Source organism: Desulfovibrio sp. SGI.102 (genome assembly GCF_050314315.1).
Taxonomy (GTDB): Bacteria; Desulfobacterota; Desulfovibrionia; order Desulfovibrionales; family Desulfovibrionaceae; genus Desulfovibrio.
The window spans coordinates 42,721-61,570 of sequence record NZ_JBNPNC010000010.1 but is presented as its reverse complement, the minus strand read 5'-3'; the positions used below and the strand labels follow the sequence as shown (position 1 = coordinate 61,570).

19 protein-coding genes are annotated in these 18,850 nt (G+C 61.5%); 6 read left to right on the top strand and 13 right to left on the bottom strand.

What is annotated here, in order from left to right; translation table 11 throughout:
• Window positions 1-943, top strand: a 943-nt coding sequence (locus ACQRCJ_RS04165) for an AraC family transcriptional regulator N-terminal domain-containing protein (RefSeq protein ID WP_427799385.1), incomplete at its 5' end; no start/stop codon positions are given.
• A gap of 117 nt (window positions 944-1,060) precedes the next feature.
• Window positions 1,061-2,413, top strand: coding sequence for an NADP-specific glutamate dehydrogenase (gene gdhA, locus ACQRCJ_RS04160; RefSeq protein WP_427799384.1), 1,353 nt, complete (start codon window positions 1,061-1,063; stop codon window positions 2,411-2,413).
• A gap of 91 nt (window positions 2,414-2,504) precedes the next feature.
• Here the strand turns inward: gdhA and ACQRCJ_RS04155 are convergent, their stop codons facing one another.
• On the bottom strand, window positions 2,505-3,014 hold the full coding sequence (locus tag ACQRCJ_RS04155; RefSeq protein ID WP_168935798.1) for a nitroreductase family protein: 510 nt from the start codon (window positions 3,012-3,014) through the stop codon (window positions 2,505-2,507).
• A 119-nt stretch (window positions 3,015-3,133) separates the two neighbouring features.
• Here ACQRCJ_RS04155 and ACQRCJ_RS04150 point away from each other — a divergent pair, with 119 nt between their 5' ends.
• The 3 genes from ACQRCJ_RS04150 to ACQRCJ_RS04140 all read left to right on the top strand — a co-directional run bounded on the left by ACQRCJ_RS04150 (window position 3,134) and on the right by ACQRCJ_RS04140 (window position 6,158).
• Window positions 3,134-5,152 carry a cation:proton antiporter gene (locus ACQRCJ_RS04150; RefSeq protein ID WP_303934360.1) on the top strand — a complete coding sequence of 673 codons (2,019 nt, stop codon included), beginning with the start codon at window positions 3,134-3,136 and terminating at the stop codon, window positions 5,150-5,152.
• A gap of 120 nt (window positions 5,153-5,272) precedes the next feature.
• Window positions 5,273-5,692 (top strand): CoA-binding protein, encoded by a 420-nt coding sequence (locus ACQRCJ_RS04145; RefSeq protein WP_204625569.1) that lies wholly within the window; start codon window positions 5,273-5,275, stop codon window positions 5,690-5,692.
• Window positions 5,693-5,708: 16 nt separating this feature from the next.
• On the top strand, window positions 5,709-6,158 hold the full coding sequence (locus ACQRCJ_RS04140) for a YkgJ family cysteine cluster protein (RefSeq protein WP_168935795.1): 450 nt from the start codon (window positions 5,709-5,711) through the stop codon (window positions 6,156-6,158).
• 55 nt (window positions 6,159-6,213) lie between these two features.
• Here ACQRCJ_RS04140 and ACQRCJ_RS04135 read toward each other — a convergent pair whose 3' ends face one another.
• From ACQRCJ_RS04135 to efp, 8 genes are all read right to left on the bottom strand, one after another.
• Window positions 6,214-7,212, bottom strand: coding sequence for a hypothetical protein (locus tag ACQRCJ_RS04135; RefSeq protein WP_168935794.1), 999 nt, complete (start codon window positions 7,210-7,212; stop codon window positions 6,214-6,216).
• Complete coding sequence (locus ACQRCJ_RS04130; RefSeq protein WP_168935793.1) at window positions 7,203-8,144, bottom strand: hypothetical protein; 942 nt, start codon at window positions 8,142-8,144, stop codon at window positions 7,203-7,205. The genes ACQRCJ_RS04135 and ACQRCJ_RS04130 overlap by 10 nt, the downstream gene beginning before the upstream one ends.
• Before the next feature lie 249 nt (window positions 8,145-8,393).
• Entirely contained in the window at window positions 8,394-8,849 is a 456-nt protein-coding gene (locus tag ACQRCJ_RS04125) for a GNAT family N-acetyltransferase (protein WP_303930596.1), read from the bottom strand.
• Between the two features lie 136 nt (window positions 8,850-8,985).
• Window positions 8,986-9,507 carry a 3'-5' exonuclease gene (locus ACQRCJ_RS04120; protein WP_168935791.1) on the bottom strand — a complete coding sequence of 174 codons (522 nt, stop codon included), beginning with the start codon at window positions 9,505-9,507 and terminating at the stop codon, window positions 8,986-8,988.
• A 6-nt stretch (window positions 9,508-9,513) separates the two neighbouring features.
• Complete coding sequence (locus ACQRCJ_RS04115; RefSeq protein ID WP_168935790.1) at window positions 9,514-9,942, bottom strand: hypothetical protein; 429 nt, start codon at window positions 9,940-9,942, stop codon at window positions 9,514-9,516.
• Window positions 9,943-10,395: 453 nt separating this feature from the next.
• Window positions 10,396-11,067, bottom strand: a complete 672-nt coding sequence (lolA, locus tag ACQRCJ_RS04110) for an outer membrane lipoprotein chaperone LolA (protein ID WP_168935789.1) — start codon at window positions 11,065-11,067, stop codon at window positions 10,396-10,398.
• A gap of 9 nt (window positions 11,068-11,076) precedes the next feature.
• Window positions 11,077-13,542: a DNA translocase FtsK gene (locus tag ACQRCJ_RS04105; RefSeq protein WP_414626983.1), complete on the bottom strand. Its 2,466-nt coding sequence runs from the start codon at window positions 13,540-13,542 to the stop codon at window positions 11,077-11,079.
• A 94-nt stretch (window positions 13,543-13,636) separates the two neighbouring features.
• Window positions 13,637-14,194, bottom strand: coding sequence for an elongation factor P (gene efp / locus ACQRCJ_RS04100; protein WP_072333111.1), 558 nt, complete (start codon window positions 14,192-14,194; stop codon window positions 13,637-13,639).
• A 138-nt stretch (window positions 14,195-14,332) separates the two neighbouring features.
• Between efp and yihA the strand changes: the two genes are divergently transcribed.
• The gene (yihA, locus tag ACQRCJ_RS04095; protein ID WP_168935788.1) at window positions 14,333-15,001 is read left to right on the top strand and encodes a ribosome biogenesis GTP-binding protein YihA/YsxC; all 669 of its coding nucleotides are present in this window, start codon (window positions 14,333-14,335) and stop codon (window positions 14,999-15,001) included.
• Between the two features lie 187 nt (window positions 15,002-15,188).
• Here the strand turns inward: yihA and ACQRCJ_RS04090 are convergent, their stop codons facing one another.
• The 4 genes from ACQRCJ_RS04090 to trxA all read right to left on the bottom strand — a co-directional run bounded on the left by ACQRCJ_RS04090 (window position 15,189) and on the right by trxA (window position 18,778).
• Entirely contained in the window at window positions 15,189-16,643 is a 1,455-nt protein-coding gene (locus ACQRCJ_RS04090) for a cation diffusion facilitator family transporter (protein ID WP_303930349.1), read from the bottom strand.
• A 164-nt stretch (window positions 16,644-16,807) separates the two neighbouring features.
• The gene (locus ACQRCJ_RS04085) at window positions 16,808-17,539 is read right to left on the bottom strand and encodes an outer membrane protein assembly factor BamD (protein ID WP_168935786.1); all 732 of its coding nucleotides are present in this window, start codon (window positions 17,537-17,539) and stop codon (window positions 16,808-16,810) included.
• The gene (trxB, locus tag ACQRCJ_RS04080; RefSeq protein WP_168935785.1) at window positions 17,532-18,458 is read right to left on the bottom strand and encodes a thioredoxin-disulfide reductase; all 927 of its coding nucleotides are present in this window, start codon (window positions 18,456-18,458) and stop codon (window positions 17,532-17,534) included. The genes ACQRCJ_RS04085 and trxB overlap by 8 nt, the downstream gene beginning before the upstream one ends.
• The gene (gene trxA, locus ACQRCJ_RS04075) at window positions 18,455-18,778 is read right to left on the bottom strand and encodes a thioredoxin (RefSeq protein ID WP_006005379.1); all 324 of its coding nucleotides are present in this window, start codon (window positions 18,776-18,778) and stop codon (window positions 18,455-18,457) included. The genes trxB and trxA overlap by 4 nt, the downstream gene beginning before the upstream one ends.
• Window positions 18,779-18,850: the final 72 nt, after the last annotated feature.

The following is an 18,850-nucleotide window of genomic DNA, read 5'->3' as shown; positions in this document are numbered from 1 at the left end:
GGATGTTCCCATGCTCGACCCGCACGCTGAACTGCTCCGTATCAATGCCCGCATCAAGGAGATCCTGCTCCAGCACATGCCCCGCACGGGCACGTACCACAGCCCCGTGCCCGGACTGGTCACGCGCAGGCTCGAGACCTGCCACACCACCACGACCTGCCTCGGCAAGCCTTCGGCATCCATCATCGTGCAAGGAGAAAAGATCGCCATGCTGGGGGACCGGGAGATCCATTACGGGGAGGGCCAGTGCCTGGTCACGGGCGTCGACATGCCCAACGCCTTCCGCGTCCTCCAGGCCTGCCATGACCACCCCTTCCTGGCCATGTCGCTGGAGCTGGACAGGAGCCTGACCGGCCAGATGGTCAAGGAACTGGCCGATGCCGTCCCGCCTGCGGCCCGCCCGGACAGCGGCGTCATCCTGGGCACGACCAGCCCGGAACTGCTGGATGCCTTCCTGCGTCTGGCCCGCCTGCTGGATACGCCGGAACGGATACCCATCCTTGCGCCGCTGGTCATCCGCGAGATCCACTACCTGCTGCTCATCGGGCCGCAGGGCGCCGGGCTGCGTCAGCTCAATACCCACGGCACCCAGGCCAACAGCATCGCCCAGGCTACGGACTGGCTCCGCAAGAACTACCGCAAGCCTCTGCTGGTGAGCCAGCTGGCCCGCCAGGTCAACATGGGCACATCGACCTTCCACCGGCATTTCAAGGAGGTCACGGGCATGAGCCCGCTGCAGTATCACAAGCGGCTGCGCCTGTACGAGGCCCAGCGTCTGATGCTGGCCGGCGAGATGGATGCGGGCAGCGCGGGGCTGGCTGTAGGCTACGAAAGCACGGCCCAGTTCAATCGTGAGTACAAGCGCCTCTTTGGCGAACCGCCCCTCCGCGATCTGAAAAGGATGCGCCGCCACGACGCCTGCCCCTCTGAAAACTCCCACTGAGCGCCGAAAAACGTATTGCAAGGCTCGGAGAAACTGCGTAAAAAAAATTCCTGCCTTTAACGGCAGGATTCAACGTTTTTTGCGCTATGCGCACACAGAGCACAGAGGAGTGCACCCATGTCTTACGCTCAACGAGTCATTGAAGGCCTGAAACAGAAGTACGCCAGCGAACCTGTCTTCCTCCAGGCCGTGGAAGAAGTGCTGATGACCCTCCAGCCCCTGCTGGACAAAGACACCAAGTACGAAAAGTACAAGATCCTCGAGCGCATCACCGAGCCCGAACGCATCATCAGCTTCCGCGTGGAATGGGTGGACGACAAGGGTGAGATCCAGGTCAACCGCGGCTACCGCGTGCAGTACAACTCCGCCATCGGCCCCTACAAGGGCGGCCTGCGCTTCCATCCCAGCGTGAACCTGGGCATCCTCAAGTTCCTAGGCTTCGAACAGATCTTCAAGAACTCCCTGACCGGTCTGGCCATCGGCGGCGGCAAGGGCGGTTCCGACTTCGATCCCAAGGGCAAGTCCGAGACCGAAGTCATGCGCTTCTGCCAGGCCTTCATGACCGAACTGCACCGTCACATCGGTGCCACCATCGACGTGCCCGCCGGTGACATCGGCGTGGGCGGCCGCGAAGTGGGCTACATGTTCGGCCAGTTCAAGCGCCTGACCCGCAGCTACGAAGGCGTGCTGACCGGCAAGAACCTGCTCTTCGGCGGTTCCTTGGCCCGTACGGAAGCCACCGGCTACGGTGCCGTGTATTTTGCCCAGAACATGCTGGAAGACCGCGGCGAAAGCCTGGAAGGTAAAGTCTGCGCCGTTTCCGGTGCCGGCAACGTGGCCACCTACTGCTGCGAAAAGCTGCTCCAGCTGGGCGCCAAGCCCGTCACCGTGTCCGACTCCCGCGGCATGATCTATGATCCCGAAGGCATCAAGGTCGACGTGCTCAAGCAGGTGAAGGAAGTGGAACGCGCTTCCCTGACCCGCTACGCCGAACTGGTGCCCACCGCCAAGCACACCCCTGTGGCCGAATACCCCGAAGGCCGCAATGCCGTGTGGTCCGTGCCCTGCTTCGCCGCCTTCCCCTGCGCCACCCAGAACGAACTGAACCTGGCTGACGCCAAGGCCCTGCTGGCCAACGGCTGCAAGTGCGTGGCCGAAGGCGCCAACATGCCCTCCACCCTGGAAGCCGTGCACGCCTTCCTGGAAGCCGGTATCGCCTACGGCCCGGCCAAGGCTGCCAACGCCGGCGGCGTGGCCACCAGCCAGCTGGAAATGCAGCAGAACGCCGGCATGCAGAGCTGGACCTTCGAGACCGTCGACGGCAAGCTGAAGGACATCATGGGCAACATCTACAAGAATGCTGCCGAGACCGCCAAGGAATTCGGCCAGCCCGGCAACCTGGTGCTGGGTGCCAACATCGCCGGCTTCCGCAAGGTGGCCGATGCCATGATCGCTCAGGGCGTCTGCTAACGCTCCCCTCCAAACAGCAATGAAAAAAGCCCGGCCATGCCGGGCTTTTTTCATTGCATCACACACAAAAACGCGTGCGCGAAAGGCCTGCTTACCAGTCTTCGTTATGGACACGTTCAGCGCGGAAGCGTTCCTGAGCCTTGAATTCCTGATCCGTATGTCCAAGCACGATCAGGCTCAGGGGACGGATGTTCTCCGGCATGTGGAAGATCTCGCGGAACGGCCGGGCCCTGTCCTCGATGGGGTGCAGACCGCACCAGACCGTGCCGATGTTCAGGGCACGCGCCGCCAGCATGAAGTTCTGCGTGGCCGCCGAGCAATCCTGGACCCAGAACCCGGGGGTCTTCTCTTCGTTCAGATCGGCGCAGATGATGACGGCTGCGGCTGCGCCTGCCGCCATCTTGGCGTAGGGATGGACCTCCGCCACCTTGCGCAGCATCTCGCGGTCACGGATCACGACAAAATGCCAGAGCTGGCGGTTGTTGGCGCTGGGAGCGCACATGGCGGCCTCCAGCATGCGGTCCATATCTTCCTGGCTGACGGGTTCGTCGGTGAAGGAACGGATACTGCGCCGGGTCCTGATCGCTTCAAACAAGTCCATAGGTACTCCCTTGCGGCTTTGGCCGCCTTTTTTTATGATAGTTCCCTTGCAAACGGCATGCCCAACCGGTCCGGGACCGGCGCATGCCGTGCGGGTTCGCACCTGCCCCGGAGGTACAAATGCATTTTGAACTGCTCGATGAACTGGTCATCATTTTCCTGCTTTCCATCGTCGTCAACCTTGTATGCAACAAGATAAAGCTGACGGCAACTGTAGGATTTTTGCTGACCGGCGTATTGTGCGGGCCTTCCCTGCTGGGCATCGTGGACAGCCAGTCCATCAGCGATGTGGCGGAGCTGGGCGTGGCCATGCTGCTGTTCACCATCGGTATGGAGCTGTCCGGCGAGGCCCTGAGCCGTCTGAAACGCCCCGTGTTCCTAGGGGGCAGCCTGCAGATCGGCCTGACGGTGCTGGCCATAGCCGGCCTCACCGCCCTTCTGGACGGGACAAGCCTGCCCAGCGGTATTTTCTGGGGCTGTCTCGTGGCCCTGTCCTCTTCGGCCATCGTCTTGCAGATTTTTCAGCAGAAAGGCCTCACCAGCACGCCGACGGGGCGTCTTTCTCTGGCCATCCTTGTTTTTCAGGACATCATGGTCGCACCCATGATGCTCTGTGTGCCCCTGCTGTCCGGACAGTTCCATATGGCGCCCCTGGACATGCTGCTGTCGGTGCTGAAGGTGGGCGGCATCCTCGGGGCCGTGCTGCTGGCCGCGCATCTGGGCCTCAACCGCTTCATGGAAGCGGTCATGCGCACCCGCTCGCGCGAGCTGCTCTTCCTCTCGACCCTGGGCACCTGTTTCGGCATGGCACTGCTGACCCACAGCCTGGGCCTTTCCCTTTCGCTGGGCGCCTTTTTGGCGGGCCTGATGCTGGCCCGTTCCCAGTACAGCATGAGCGTCATCTCGGGCATCATGCCCTACCGTGACGTTTTCATGAGCCTGTTCTTCATCTCCGTGGGCATGATGCTGGATCTCTCCTTCTTCCTCCAGCACATCTGGGCCATCCTGTTCAACACCCTGCTGTTCATCCTGATCAAGAGCCTGCTGACCATGCCCGCCGTCCTGGTGCAGGGCTACCCGCTGCGTACGGCCATCCAGACCTCCCTCTGCCTCGCGCAGGTCGGTGAATTCTCCTTCGTGCTGGCCGCCTCCGGTCTGGCCGCCGGTCTGCTCAACGACATCGGCTACCAGTCCTTCCTGGCCCTGAGCGTCATCACCATGATGCTCACGCCCTTCCTCATCAATCTGGCCCCCCGCGCCGCCGCCCTGCTGACCAGGGGACGCGGCAAGGAAGCCTCCAGCCCGGAAGCAGAGCAGCAGAAGGCCAGCACCCTCAAGGATCATCTCATCATCGTGGGCTTCGGCATCAGCGGCAAGCACCTGGCCCAGGTGGCCAAGGAATCCGGCATCCCCTACACAATCCTGGAGATGAACCCCGAGACCGTGAGCCGCTACAAGAACAAGGAGCCCATCTCGCACGGGGACGCCTCCCAGCCTGTCATCCTTGAGCATCTGGGCGTCTACACGGCCCGTGTCCTGGCCATCATCATCTCGGACCCGGCGGCCGTGCGCGCCATCACCCTGGAGGCCCGGCGCATGAACCCCGACCTCTACATCGTGGCCCGCACCCGCTTCATCACCGAGGTCGCCCCGCTGCGCCGTCTGGGAGCCAATGTGGTCATCGCCGAGGAATTCGAGACCTCCATCGAGGTGTTCAACCAGGTGCTGACCCAGTATCTGGTGCCCCGTCAGGATATCGACGCCTTCTCCGCCCGTCTGCGCCAGCAGAATTACCGCATGATCCGGCGCATGAGCAGTGCTGCGGACAGTCTGGAAAGCGTTGCCAGCCGTCTGCCCGAAATGGGAGTGCAGACCATGCGGCTGGAGGCAGGTTCCCCCCTGTGCGGCCTCAGCCTTGCCCAGAGCAACCTGCGCCGGGAATACGCCGTGACCGTGGTGGCCGTGGCCCGCAGCGAACAGGAGGTAGTGGCCTCCCCGCCTGCCGACTTCGTCATGGAAGCCGGGGATCTGCTCTACCTGTTCGGCAAAACGGACAAGCTCTTTGCCGTCAAGCCGGTCATTTGTGCCGCTCCTGCGACACCTGCAACAGCGACCGCCCAGGAGCCCCACCAGGCCTGATATCGCGACAGGGCGCAAGTTTTCATCAAGCCGGAGCCCAGGCTTGCACTTGCCCCTGTCAGCCCGTATAGTCGTCTTCCCCCGTCGGCTATGTCGGGGCAATCCCTTATGGAGGCAAGGATGCTTTCGTTTACCGCCATCCGGGACGTACTCCAGCGATCCCGCAGCATCGCCATCGTAGGCGCCAAGGACAAAGCCGGGCAGCCCGTGGACAGAGTGGGCCGCTATCTGCTGGACAAGGGCTATACCATCTTTCCTGTGCACCCTGTCCGCAAGACCGTCTGGGGCCTGACGGCCTATCCCGATCTGGCGTCCCTGCCCCAGCCGGTGGACATCATCGACCTTTTCCGTGCTCCCCAGTACTGCCCCGCCCATGCGCAGGAAGTGCTGGCCCTGCCCTGGAAGCCCCTCTGCTTCTGGATGCAGGAAGGCATCCGCTCCGCCGAGGCGCGTGCCCTGCTGGAGCCTGAACAGATCCTGGTGGTGGAGGATCTCTGCCTCATGGTCGAACACGCCCGCCTGCTCACTTTGCAAAAATAATCCTGAGGATATCGAAATGAGCCAAGAAACCCAGGCCTTTTCCTGTAAGATGTGCGGCCATTGCTGCAAGGGGAAAGGCGGTATCGTCGTCAGCCCCTCCGACCTGAAGCGGCTCTGCGCCACTCTCCGCATGGAAGAGGAAGAGGTGATACGCCAGTTTGGGGAATATGTGGGGACCAAACTCAAGATCCGCGTGGGCGAAGACGGCTACTGCATCTTCTTCCGGGAAGGCAAAGGCTGCATCGTCCATGAAGGCAAGCCTTCCATCTGCAAAGCCTGGCCTTTTTTCCGGGGCAATATAGAAGACCCCGTCAGCCTGCATCTGGCCAAGGATTTTTGTCCCGGCATCCCCAAAGAGATCAGCCATGCCGACTTTGCCGCCCAGGGCAAACGCTATCTGCAGGAAAACGGCCTGCTGGCCAGTGACCGCAGCTGCGAGGCCAATGCCCTGATCCTGGACAAATAGGTTGCCTGAACATCGAGAAAAAAACAGCCCGGAAGATGATCTTCCGGGCTGTTTTTCATGATCCGGTCCTCGGTCCGGCGGCTTTTGCCGCATCCAGATCCGCCTGCAGGCGTTCTGCCTGCAAATGACGCACACGGCGCAAAAAATCTTCACGATATGTCGCAGACTGCCCCGGAGATGTCTCCCCCTCGCGGAGACGCCGCTCGATGGCGGATCGCCGTGCCTCCGGGACATGCTCCAGCAGGGCCGCACGCACGGCAGGCCCGCAGGTGTCCAAGACCCCGACCAGAGCTTCACCGGACGTTTCCTCCAGTGCCTCTTCCAGCAGACCGTCCTCCAGTTTCAAGCAGTCTTCAGGACAGTGAACCATCCTGCCCAGCAGCGACGGCAGGCGGGAGTCGTGCCGTTCCAGATCGGCCAGCAGCTCCCTGGCCGCATCCTTGCCCGCAGCCGCCACGATCTCCGCTGCCACCTGCAGGCCGGGACGCCAGTCCTGCACGGATCTTTCCGCAGCCTGCCGGGCAAGCACACTGTCCACCTCATCCAGGATGTCCGCATCCACCGGGGCCAGCCCGCCGATATGCTCCAGCAGCAGTGAGCGCATCTCCGTCGGCAGGCGCATGAGCAGGCCCGCCGCCTGGGAAGCGGAAAGATGGCCAAGGACCAGCGCCAGCGTCTGGGGATGTTCCTGCCGCAGCAGCTGATAGAGCTGCCCCGGGCGCATCCGCTCCAGAGATTCGAACGGCCGTGCCGACTCCGCCGGGCCCCAGGCGCGCATGGTCTCCCGCGCCTCGCGCTCGCCAAGACAGTGCGCCAGCAGGCGACCGGCCAGGGCCCTGTCCGCACAGATGCCGTCGGCCTGCGTCTCAAGAAATATCCGGGCCTCCCGCAAGATGGCCCGTACTTCGCTTTCGGGGACGTGCGGCAGGCTGGCCATGGCTTCCGTTATCCGGGCAACTTCCTGCCGTTGCATGCGGCCCAGCATGTCCGTAGCCACGTCTTCACCCATGGCCAGAAGGAAGACCGCACACCGCTGGCTGCCTGTCAGTTGCATGACTCCCGCCCTCCTGCTGCCCCTTCCGGCGTTGTATCTTCCTGTGTCAGCCAGTGCCGCAGCAGGGCCACCCCCTGCCCGGGATGCTCGCGCAAAGAGGTTTCCAGCTGCCGGCACAGACTCTCGGCATCCTCTGCCGCTTTGCTGTCCCTTTCTGCCTCACACGGCAGTTTTTCCTCAAAACGGACTTCGGGATCGGCAGATGGGCCAGAGGCCCGACGACGTGCCCGGAAGAATGCAGCCATACCGGCCAGAGCCAGCACGGCAAAGGTGAGGGCCAGCCCCCGCAGGGCAGCCGCATTCCGTCTGGCAGGCAGGAAACAGATCCGCAGGGCATCGCCCCTCCCCTCTTCCAGCGCACAGGCCTGCCCCAGCAGGCTCTCAAGATACGGGCGCACTGTTTCCAGGACGGCATTTTCTTCCAGCAATACCGAGATGGTACGACGTCCCGTTGTCCGGCCTTTTTCTGCCCCATCCAGACTGACGAGGACTTCTGCCCTGCCGTTGCCTTCCAGCAGTGGCCGCAAGACCCGCAGGGCCTGCCGCTCAAGCGCCACTTCCTGTTCCCGGCGGGCCGTCTCGTCTGTCTCATGATCAGGATACAGGCGCCGTCCTTCCGTATCGAAGACGAGGACATGGCGTTTGTCCGGGGCATCCGGTATCAGGGCCAGGGTATCCAGCATCCTGTCCAGAGCTGCGGCATCCGGCATGGCTTCCGGTCGCGCGGGCTCCAGGACGATGACCGCCCCGGACTGCCAGCTTTGGGGAGCCAGTTGCACCCGCGCCTGACGGATGCAGGAGAACTGTTCCAGCTGCCGGGCCAGCAAGGTCTCCCGCTCATGGCGAAGGGCGGCTGCATCGTTATCTCCGCTACACCCGCCTTCCCCCTGCAAGGACAACCAGCCAAGAAGTACGGCCAGAAGCAAAGACACGAACCCGACCGCCGCAAACGCGGCCTGTCGTGTACGCCCTGTCGCTCCGTGACGCTCCTGCATGCTGCCCGACACTGCCAAATTTCCCCCATGGATAGCTATATCCATATATAGCTAGCAAAGAGGATGCCATTCATGAATAATCATTGATTACAATATATTAAACATCACCTCAAAAAAAATGGCTCCACATAAGCATTCAAAAAAATGACGCACGCTGCGTCCTGATACGATCCCCCGCTCCCTGCCCTATCCCCCGGCAGGCAGCCGGCGCCGCAGGTACACCATATCACGCAAGAGTATGCCCTCTTCCACAATGGGCTGGGGATAGTTGCGGGTAAAGAAGTCAGGGATGCGGTCAAAGGGCACAAAACCGCAGGCCCGGTAAAATGCCAGCGTCGATGGGACTTCTCCTGTCCCCAGCTGCAAACTATGGCAGGACGAGGCATATCGCGCACAGACAAATTCTATCAGCGCCCTGCCGTAACCGCGTCTGCGCCAGGCGGCTGCCACGGCCAGGTTCTTGATCTCCGCCACGCCCTCGCCTTCCCGGGTCACGACGCAAAGCCCCCGGGCATCGGGGTCATGAAGGACGAACAATTCCCCGCGTTCCAGATACCGGTCTATCATGGCTTCGCTCTCATCCCCGACAAGCAAGAGCGGCAACCAGGCTTTCTTATGACTACGGACATGTACGATATCCATATCCCCTCCCAGCCCTCCGTTTCTCCATACGGTCGCGCGGCTTCTCCCATCCGCCCGTGCCCGTTCGCCGACCTTCAGCCATAAAAAAAGGAGGTCATCCGGGGGGATGCCTCCTGTCTGCGCTATCTGACCGCCGTTACAATTTCATCTGACCATCTGTGACGCCCAAGCCGCGCAGACGCAAATAGATCTCCGCGCAGGCCCGGGCATCGGACCCCGCATGATGATGATCCAGCGGGATACCGAAGTAGCCGCAGACGCTGTCCAGCGCCCGCGATGCCAGCGGCAGGCTGCGACGCGCTCCCTTGAGCGTACACAAAAACGGCAGCTGCGGCTGCACAAGCTCCAGAGCCTGACAGGATGCATGCAGCACCCTGCGGTCGAAGCCGGCATTGTGGGCCAGAAGGGCATGGCTGCCTTCCATGAAGGCCACGAGCTGCGGCCACAGTTCCGTGAAGGTGGGGGCGTCTTTCAGCATGGGCCAGGTCAGGCCATGCACATGGGTGAACAAAACACGGGAGGACGGCGGACGGATCAGGCTGTAAAAGCTGTCCGTCACCACGCCATCCTCGATGCGGCAAAGGCCCACAGCGCACGCGCTGTGGGCCGCATAGCCGGAAGTTTCAAAATCAAGGGCCACATACCGGCCTGTCGTCATACGGGGCTACTCCTTGCCCTCCGCCGCGCTGCGGGCAGCTTCGGCGATGCGGTCAGCGATGTAGGCACGCATGGCATCATCATCTTCATCCAGATTGAAGCAGCAGGCATCTTCGCCCATGAGACCGGCCGGCACATAGTCGCCCAGCTCGTCAGGATCCTGGATCATGTCGGCATAGAAGCAGACCGACAGCCAGCGGCTTTCCGGTTCGTCATCCACCACGTCCACCAGGACGAACAGCTCGCGCCGTTTCTGGGCGGCATTGCGCGCACGCAGCGAATAGCTGACGCCCGGACGGGCCTTGAATTCCAGCGAAACGTTTTCCAGACCCACCAGATAGTCACGATACGCCAGGAAGGCCGCGCGGGCATTCAGGGGATCGCTCTGCCAGGCCTGCACCAGTTCTTCAACGCCCTTGCTCCAGTCAGCGGACATATGAACACTCCTTTGTCTGCTCTTTGCCACGGCGTACCGCATACGGACGAAACGGCCTCGTCGTGAATCCGGGCATGCTCTTTCGTGCACAGCCTGACCACCGGCTGTCGCGCGCGTCCACCCTCTGCGGACCGCATGTCCGCCGGATCAGAGAATGCCCCATCGTGGGGATAATGCCCGTGCTCCGCAGCCTTTGTCAAGGCAGGATACAGACCTCCCCGACGAAGCCGTACAGGCCAGCCGTCCATGCTGTCGCGGCACCTGTCCACACGGAATGCTCCAGAATCCAGAACGGTCCCCACTCATGCACCGGTACGCATCAGGCCTGCACGGCCCGCACACTGTGCAGACGGGATCAGGAGGCCGTTCCTTCCTGCAACCAGTACGAGGGAAACGAAACAACAAAAAAGCCCCGCAAAACGGGGCCTTTTTTATCTGCTTTGCACGATGGCGCTACTTGAAAAGCTCGCGCTCCTGCACCTTGGCTTTATCCGTGCGGTCTTCCACGTCGACGCCCTTGGGCGGCGTGAACTGGAAGGTGCTGCTTCCCAGCATGACGTCCGGAATGAACTTGGTGAAATTCACGTCGTTATGGTTACCGTAAAAGTCCACCAGATCCACGCGACGGATAAAGGTCTGGGCATCCACCCAGATCAGGGCTTCGACCATCTGGGGCGTCGGGTCCTTGGGGTACAGGCGGATCTTCCGCATCCCGTTCTCCGAACCTTCTTCCTTGATGTCAAAATCCTTGCTCAACGCGGCCTGGCCGGTCAGCACCTGGATGATGCTGCGGGAATCCTGCACCAGATCGTGAGGATAGCGGTAGGCCACTTCCTCTTCCGGGATGTAATCCCAGATCTCCTTGCCCGTGACCACAAGGGTCTCCTTGATGGGCTTCTTCGTCTCCCAGCGGATGAGCAGGGGCTTTTTGAAGTGCAGGGTCCCGTAACGGGTCTCTACAGCCCCGCTTTCCTTATGGGTGAGCTTTTGTTCGAACTCGGCGGAAAAAGACTGCAAGGTGTCATAACGCTGTTTGAGATCTCCCACGAGATCGGCGGCCTGCGCCCATGAGGCAAGCGCCAGCAGGGATACGGCACCAAGCACCAGAGATTTGATCATGCGCATTGTTACCTCCTATTTGACCACGGCTCGCGGCTTGCTGCCGTCAGCAGGGCCAATGATACCGTCGGCCTCCAGCTGTTCCACCATATTGGCGGCCCTGTTGAAGCCGATCTTGAAGCGTCGCTGGATCAGGGAAATGGACACCCTGCCCTGTTCGGTCACAAAAGCCTGGACCTCCGCGTACAGGGGATCCGAAGCCACATCCCCTGCGCCGCTGCCGCCACCGCTGCCACCGGCCGCGCCGTCAGCGTTCCAGTCCGCAAAGCTGACCTTGTAGCTGGGCACGAGATGGTGCTTCCAGTAGCCGACGACGTTCTGCACTTCCTCATCGCTCAGGAAGGGGCCGTGCAAACGCTGCAAGCGACCGCCGCTGGGCTTGAACAGCATGTCGCCGCGGCCCAGCAGATGCTCGGCACCGGCCTGGTCCAGAATGGTGCGCGAATCATGCCGCGACGTGACCTGGAACGAGATGCGGCAGGGGAAGTTGGCCTTGATCAGGCCGGTCACCACGTCCACGCTGGGACGCTGGGTGGCCAGGATCATGTGGATGCCCGCGGCACGGGCCAGCTGGGCCAGACGCACGATGCTGGTCTCCACCTCGCGGGCAGCCGTCATCATCAGGTCGGCCAGTTCGTCGATGACGATGACCAGATAGGGCAAGGGCTCCAGATCGGTCAGATCCGGCGGGAGCTGACCGTTGTAGCTGGACAGGCGCTGATTGTAGGAAGCCACGTTGCGTACGCCCATGCGGGCCATGGCCTCATAGCGCTGGTCCATCTCATGCACGGCCCAGTCGAGAGCGTTCTTGGCCTCGCTCATCTCCGTCACCACCGGATGGATCAGGTGCGGCTCATCGGCGTACATGGCCATTTCGATGCGCTTGGGGTCCACCAGGAGCAGACGCATCTCTTCAGGCTGCGTACGATACAGCAGGCTGAGCAGGATACCATTGAGGCAGACGCTCTTGCCCGCACCGGTGGCACCAGCCACCAGCAGGTGCGGCATCCTGGTCAGGTCCGCCATAAAGGGACGACCGGCGATGTCCTTGCCCAGGATCATGGTCAGGGGCCCGCAACCCTTGCGGAAATCTTCCGACGAGGCCAGCTCTCTAAAATTGACTATCTCCCTGTCATCATTGGGGATCTCGATACCCACGGTATCCGATCCGGGGATCGGGGCCTGGATGCGCACGGCGATGGCCTTGAGGGCCAGGGCCAGATCGTCGCTGAGATTGGCGATGCGGTTGACGCGGATACCGGGAGCCGGGCGCACCTCGTACATGGTGACCACAGGCCCGGGCGTGATGCGGACGAGCTCGCTCTGGATATCGAAATCCTTCAGGCATTCCATCAGTGCCTTGCCGCGGGCTTCCAGATCCTCACGACGCACACGGGGGGCATCCTTGGAGGGCAGGCTCAGCAAATCGAGACTGGGCAAAGGAATGGGCGCGCGAGGGCGCTTTTCCTGCGGGGCAGGCGCCGTCGGCCGGGGAACAGATGCTGCAGGAGCGGCCTTGGGGGCTGCGGCGGCGTCCTGCTTTGCAGAAGCCGGTTCGGCAGAGGCGGACGTGGCAGCATCCTGCCCGCAGCTTTCCTGCGCCAAAGCCTCTTCCACGGCAATGTCACCGGCGGCGGAGTCATCCTCAGCAGCCGGGACGACGGAAGGCGTCTCTATGATGACCGGACGGGGAGCCGCCGGCGCAAAAAAGTCATCATCGTCATCAGGCCCGGAGACGGGCACGGCAACCGGCGCCTGCTCCCTGACGGGAGCGGCAGACGCAGCAGGCTGGGCGACCTCCTCGGGCTCCACAGGATAGATCTCCGGCATGGGGTCCTTGGCCGGACGGATATTGCCCAGCTTGTCGCGCAGGGCCCGCCAGAAATCGGATCCCTTGCCCGGCGTCTTCTGTTTCAGACCGGCGAGGATGCGCTTATGGAAAGGCAGGGAGGCAAGCTCCTGACCGTGAGTGACGATCTCGGGCTTGTGCTCTTCTTCCTGTTTTTTCTGCAGGATGCGCTCGCGGATGCGGGCCACGCACAGCGCCCCTACGGAGACCCAGGAGAAGTTGAAGGTCAGCTGGACGCCGACCAGAAAAATGAAGAACCAGACCAGCCCCGAGCCCCCGGGGCTCAGATAATAGCTGGAATTGGAGTGCAGGGTGCCGCCGATCATCCCGCCACCGGCGATATCGCCAAGGGACAGATCCCATGCGGCCCCCACGACCAGCAGGCAGATGGTGAGCAAAAAAAGGCCGCACCAGCGCCACCAGCTGATGGTATACGCGGGGGAGACACAGGACGCGCCCAGGGCCCCGAAGACCAGAGGCCAGATATAGGCGCCTATGCCAAAAACATCATTGAGGAAGCCGGCAGTATAGGCACCAAAAAGTCCCGCCTGGTTGCTGACTTCAGCCTGCCTGCTGACCACATGGTTGAGGCTGGGGTCATTGGCGCTGAAAGTCACCACACTGAGCAGCATCAGCAGTGACCAGAAAAGCAGGAAAAGCCCAAAAAGTTCGCGGCTGAACTTGCGTGCGTCCGTATGTCTACCCTCGCGTATCTTGCAAAAAGGCCTATTCGCGGCCCAGGTATTCCTTGGTACGGGTATCGACCTTGATGCGGTCACCTTCGTTCACGAAGATGGGCACCTGCACCACGATACCGGTCTCCAGCTTGGCGGGCTTGGTCACGTTGCTCACGGTGTCGCCCTTGGCGCCGGGTTCGGTCTCCACCACTTCGAGCACCAGGCTCAGCGGAATGTCGATATCCAGGGGATTGCCCTTGTACAGCAGCACGCGGCATTCCTGACCGTCCTTGAGGAAGCCTTCCTTGCCGCTGGTGGTGGAGGTGGAGACCTGGAGCTGTTCGTAGGTGGTCATATCCATGAAGATCAGCTCGTCGTCCTGGCGATACAGGAACTGCATGTCGCGGGTCTCCATGTCGGGCTTGCCCACCTTTTCGCCGGAACGGAAGGTGATGTCCTGGATGCGTCCCGTCAGGATGTTGCGCAGCTTGGTGCGGACCATGGCACCACCCTTGCCGGGCTTGAAGTGCTGGAAGTCAACAATTTCGTAGGGGATGCCTTCCACCTCGATCTTGAGGCCCTTGCGAAAATCAGTCGTCGAATACATTCTTCCTCCTGCTGCCGTGCACGTGGCCTTTTTCCGGCCATTTGCAAAAAAAACGCGCTACGGCTAGTATACGCTTAGTGAATTGCGGATTATTGTGAAAATACCCCTTACTGTCAAGCTGTGCCTGAGGTCCACACCATGCCGACGCTTACCCTAGAAAGCACCGTCTACACCCTCCAGCAACTCCTGGATGTCCCGGAAGCCCAGGTGGCCCTGGCCGGCCGTTCCAACGTGGGCAAGTCCTCGCTCATCAACGCTCTGGCCGTGCGCAAAAAGCTCGCCAAGGTCAGCGCCACACCGGGCAAGACGCGCTCCATCAATTTTTACCGGGTGCAGCCCCACAACTTTTTTCTGGTAGACCTGCCGGGCTACGGCTATGCCCGGGCCAGCCACAGTGAGCGCCGCAGCTGGGCGACCCTGCTGGAAAAATATCTTTCTACCTGCAAGGACCTGCGCGCCCTGGCCTTGCTGCTGGACAGCCGCCTGCCTCCCCAGAAACTGGATCTGGAGCTTGCCGGCTTCGCCCGTTCCTGCGGGCTTCCCCTGCTGCCCATCCTGACCAAGGCCGACAAGTGCAACCAGCGGGAACGTGCGGCACGCCAGGCGGAATGGGGCGAGATCGTCGGCGTCAAACCGGTCATCACCTCTTCCAGCAAGCGCATGGGCATGGATGCCCTGTGGCAGCGCCTTATCGAAGCTTCGGGCTGCGCGCCGGTCATCCTTGAGGAAGAGCCCGCCCAGCCCGTGACGGCATCGCTGGCCGAAGCTCTTGCCCGGACGACCGCCGGAACGGAAGAAAAGGCCTAGAGGCCCTTTGAGGTCCAAAGCCTCCCTTTGGCGCGAAAAGGACGCTTTTCCCTCAGGCCCCATCCTCTCGTGAAAGGCCTCCGTCCCAAGCAGAGGCACTTTTCCTGAACGGGACGACACAGAGAGCCTTACTAAAAAGAGGCAGGAGAATGTTCATGCATCTTCCTGCCTCTTTTCTTTTTGCTCGTTACTTGCCCAGCGGAGCGGATTCCGTCCTGGGCGGCTCCAGATGGATGAGTATGCGCCCCAGCAGCGGCAGGCGTTCGCGCAGCTCTTTTTCCAGACGGACCGTCAGCTGATGGGCTTCTTCCACACTCAGCTCATGCCGGACACAGCAGTGGAAGGAAATGCACAAGCCGTACACCGGCAAGGTGTAGGCATGGTAGCCGTGGGCACAGCACAGCAGGGGCTCGCGACCAACGGCCTGCTCTACTTCCTTCCAGGCCAGCTCTGCCACGGCTGTCTGGGCAGGAGCAGCTTCTTCCTGGACGTCTCCCCGCTCTTCAGGGTCGATGTGGGTGACGATCCCGGCCTGCGGCAGGGCAGAATGCAACGCCTCTTCAAAGGCACGGACCCGCTTGTGGGCCTCGCAGAACGCTTCCTGTCCCGGCACTTCCACATGGACCTCCACAAGCGTCCCCGCCCCGCTGCGCAGGATCTGGACATCATGGACGGCCAGCCCCTGGATGGAGGCCACCCGCTGCACCACAGTAAAGGGATCTTCCTTCTGGCCGGAACGCACAGGCTCCACGTGGACCGTGACATCCGCGCCGGGCAAGATGGCATCCACAGCCAGTTCGGCATCGTGGGCGATCTTGTGCCCTTCACTGACGCGTATGGCCGGGTCGACCCCCACGGTCAGATCCACAAAATAATGCGGACCGCTGGAACGCAAACGCACACGCTGCACGTCCTGGACGCCCGGCAGATGCTTCACTGCCTCACAGATGGCCTGCTGTTCTTCCGTAGAACCGCTGTCCATGAGCATATTGATGGCTTCCCGGGCCATATGGAGGCTGGCCCGGAAAATGATCAGGGCCACCAGGAGGGCGGCAACGGTATCCGCCTGCACCAGGACCTTTTGTACCGGTTCAGGCAGCTGCAGCTTGGCGGCCAGCCAGACGGCCCCCACCCCCACGAGGACGACAGCAGAAGACAGGATGTCTGTCGAAAAATGCAGGGCGTCGGCTTCCAGCGCCTGGCTCCGTGTCTCCTTGGCGACTTTTTTCAGCACCCGCACCCGGTTCACGTCGATCACGATGGAAATACCCATCACGATGATGCCCCAGATGGAAGGGGCCACCGGCGTATCGCCCGAGAGCAGACGGCCTGCGCCTTCATAGACGACCCAGACGCAGATAACGAACAGCAGCACTGTCTCGCCCAGTGCCGACAGGTTCTCGACTTTGCCATGCCCATAAGGATGCCGGGCATCCGCAGGACGGGAAGAGAGCCGGACGGCATACAGGGTCATGGCCGCCGCCAGCAGGTCAAGCCCGCTGTGCAATGCCTCGGAAAGGATCCCCAGGCTGTTTGTATAGATACCCACAACCAGCTTGATGGCCGTAAGCAGGCAGGCCGCCAGCAGGGATACCAAGGCAGCCCTGTTCTTGGCCTGACTGTGTTCCTCGTTCATCGTCATTCCATCCTTGTCTTCATGCGGCAGAGCGTCCCCAAGCCAGACCGGAAGCCTCTGCAGCACAGTCATGCGCCGGTTCCCTTAGTACCGGTGCACATCCCGGAAAGCGGGAGTGGAAGTCATTTTCCCTGCAGAACAAAAAAGCCCCGAACGGGGCTTTTTTGTTCTTACAGCCAGGTGAACCAGTTTCGCCAGCTGCCCTGCCGCTTTTCGCGGGTCAGGCGGCCTTGCTCTTCCTTGTAGTAGTGGTACGCCGCCAGGGACTTTTCCTTGGCATGCGAGGCTACTTCAGGAACATCCGGGAAGTTCTCGCTCACATATTCATAGCGCCGCCAGGCAGGACCATACTTTTCCATATGCCAGAACACGTCGGCGATATAGAGTTCATGCTCGGCCATCAGGCGACGGCAGGTGTGCATCTTTTCCCCGGCATCCTTGGCATAGGGAGAGTCAGGATAGACCTGCTGCAGCCGTGCGAAGTATTCGTGGGCTTCCTGCAGGATCGTCGTTGCCCGGTCGATGGACCGGAACTGCTTCATGAGCGACATGCCCGTCTGATAGATGACGTAGGGGGTCGCATCATGCCGCGGGTGCAGCGACTCGAAATCCTTGTATGTTTCCGCAGCCAGCACATATTCCTCATCGAGGTAATAGGCATCGGCCAGGGCCAGCTCCGCGTCGACCGTATAGGGGCTGAAGGGATAGGTATCCCGCAGCTTGTTGTACAGTTCGACCGCGCGCACATAGTTCTTTTCGCTCATGGCGTCATTGCCGGCTTCGAATATCTCCTGCGCTGTATCCTCGGCCGGAGGCAGGTAGATCATATCGATGATGCCGCAGCCAGACAGCGAAAAGATGGCCAAAGCCAGAGTCAGAGAGCGAAGATAGTTTTTAAACATGGAGCTGTTCCAGGAAGACGAAAGCTGCCTGCGCAGCAGTTGCACCGTCACCGGCGGCAGTTATGACCTGACGGCACAGTTTCGAACGCACGTCACCGGCGGCAAAAATGCCGGGGATGCTGGTCCGCATTTCCGTATCCGTCACAATGAAGCCCTGGGCATCACGTTCCAGCGCGGCGGGCAGGTACGCCGTTGCCGGCTCGAAACCGACATAGATGAACAGCCCTTCGACGGAGATCTGACGGATCTCGTCCGTCTTCAGATCCCTGACGCTCAGGGATGTCAGGGCGTTTTCTCCATGGAGGGCGGTCACGACGCTGCTGCGCACCAGCTCCACCTTGTCCGGCATGGATTCCAGCTTGTCCTGATAGATCTTCGCCCCGCGGAACTCGTCACGGCGATGGATCAGATAGACTTTGGAAGCCAGCTTGGCCAGATAAAGGGATTCTTCCAGCGCAGCATTGCCGCCGCCGACGACGGCGACTGGCGCATTGCGGAAGAAGTTGCCGTCGCACAGGGCGCAATACGAGACCCCACGACCCTGCAGACGCTTTTCATCAGCAAGCCCCAGCTCGCGATGATGGGCGCCGGAACACACGATGACCGTCCGGCAGCTGTGCTCCTTGCCACCGGCCTGCACGACAAAATTGCCGGCCTCGCCGCTGACGCTTTCCACAGCATCCCGGCTATGCGTCACCGGCAAGCCTTCCAGATGGGCGGCAAACAGGTCGGCCAGCTCGTAGCCCTTGATACCCTTGGGATACCCGGGGTAGTTCTCCAGAGCTTCGGTCTGCAGGATCTGTCCTCCGGCTGCCATCTTCTCAAAAAGGATGACGGAGCAGCCGGAACGGACGAGATACAGCGCCGCCGTCACCCCGGCAGGGCCACTGCCTATGACTGCAGCATCGAAGGAGCTCATGCCAGGGCCTTGGTCTGCAGGATGTTGACGATGGCGTCCTTGTTGACGGCACCGGTCACCTGGTCGATGGCCTGGCCATTCTTGAACAGCATCAGGGTCGGGATGGCGCGGATACCGAATTTGGTGGGCGTCGCCGGGTTTTCGTCAACGTTCATCTTGACGATGCGGACCTTGCCTTCGTACTCGGCAGCCAGTTCATCGATGATGGGGCCCACAGCGCGGCAGGGACCGCACCAGGGGGCCCAGAAGTCCAGCAGGACAGGGATATCGGAATTCAGGACAACGCTATCGAAAGTGGCATCAGAAATCTGTTCGGCCATAGTGTCTCTCCTTAGAAAATAAGCAAATTCCCGTCACAGGCGGACGGATCCCGCCATCGCAGATGAGCTGCC

Coding starts and splice junctions, on each gene's coding strand:
- gdhA (WP_427799384.1), top strand. CDS start 1,061: ATGTCTTACGCTCAACGAGTCATTGAAGGCCTGAAACAGAAGTACGCC.
- ACQRCJ_RS04155 (WP_168935798.1), bottom strand. CDS start 3,014: ATGGACTTGTTTGAAGCGATCAGGACCCGGCGCAGTATCCGTTCCTTC.
- ACQRCJ_RS04150 (WP_303934360.1), top strand. CDS start 3,134: ATGCATTTTGAACTGCTCGATGAACTGGTCATCATTTTCCTGCTTTCC.
- ACQRCJ_RS04145 (WP_204625569.1), top strand. CDS start 5,273: ATGCTTTCGTTTACCGCCATCCGGGACGTACTCCAGCGATCCCGCAGC.
- ACQRCJ_RS04140 (WP_168935795.1), top strand. CDS start 5,709: ATGAGCCAAGAAACCCAGGCCTTTTCCTGTAAGATGTGCGGCCATTGC.
- ACQRCJ_RS04135 (WP_168935794.1), bottom strand. CDS start 7,212: ATGCAACTGACAGGCAGCCAGCGGTGTGCGGTCTTCCTTCTGGCCATG.
- ACQRCJ_RS04125 (WP_303930596.1), bottom strand. CDS start 8,849: ATGGATATCGTACATGTCCGTAGTCATAAGAAAGCCTGGTTGCCGCTC.
- ACQRCJ_RS04120 (WP_168935791.1), bottom strand. CDS start 9,507: ATGACGACAGGCCGGTATGTGGCCCTTGATTTTGAAACTTCCGGCTAT.
- ACQRCJ_RS04115 (WP_168935790.1), bottom strand. CDS start 9,942: ATGTCCGCTGACTGGAGCAAGGGCGTTGAAGAACTGGTGCAGGCCTGG.
- lolA (WP_168935789.1), bottom strand. CDS start 11,067: ATGCGCATGATCAAATCTCTGGTGCTTGGTGCCGTATCCCTGCTGGCG.
- ACQRCJ_RS04105 (WP_414626983.1), bottom strand. CDS start 13,542: ATGCTGCTCAGTGTGGTGACTTTCAGCGCCAATGACCCCAGCCTCAAC.
- efp (WP_072333111.1), bottom strand. CDS start 14,194: ATGTATTCGACGACTGATTTTCGCAAGGGCCTCAAGATCGAGGTGGAA.
- yihA (WP_168935788.1), top strand. CDS start 14,333: ATGCCGACGCTTACCCTAGAAAGCACCGTCTACACCCTCCAGCAACTC.
- ACQRCJ_RS04090 (WP_303930349.1), bottom strand. CDS start 16,643: ATGACGATGAACGAGGAACACAGTCAGGCCAAGAACAGGGCTGCCTTG.
- ACQRCJ_RS04085 (WP_168935786.1), bottom strand. CDS start 17,539: ATGTTTAAAAACTATCTTCGCTCTCTGACTCTGGCTTTGGCCATCTTT.
- trxB (WP_168935785.1), bottom strand. CDS start 18,458: ATGAGCTCCTTCGATGCTGCAGTCATAGGCAGTGGCCCTGCCGGGGTG.
- trxA (WP_006005379.1), bottom strand. CDS start 18,778: ATGGCCGAACAGATTTCTGATGCCACTTTCGATAGCGTTGTCCTGAAT.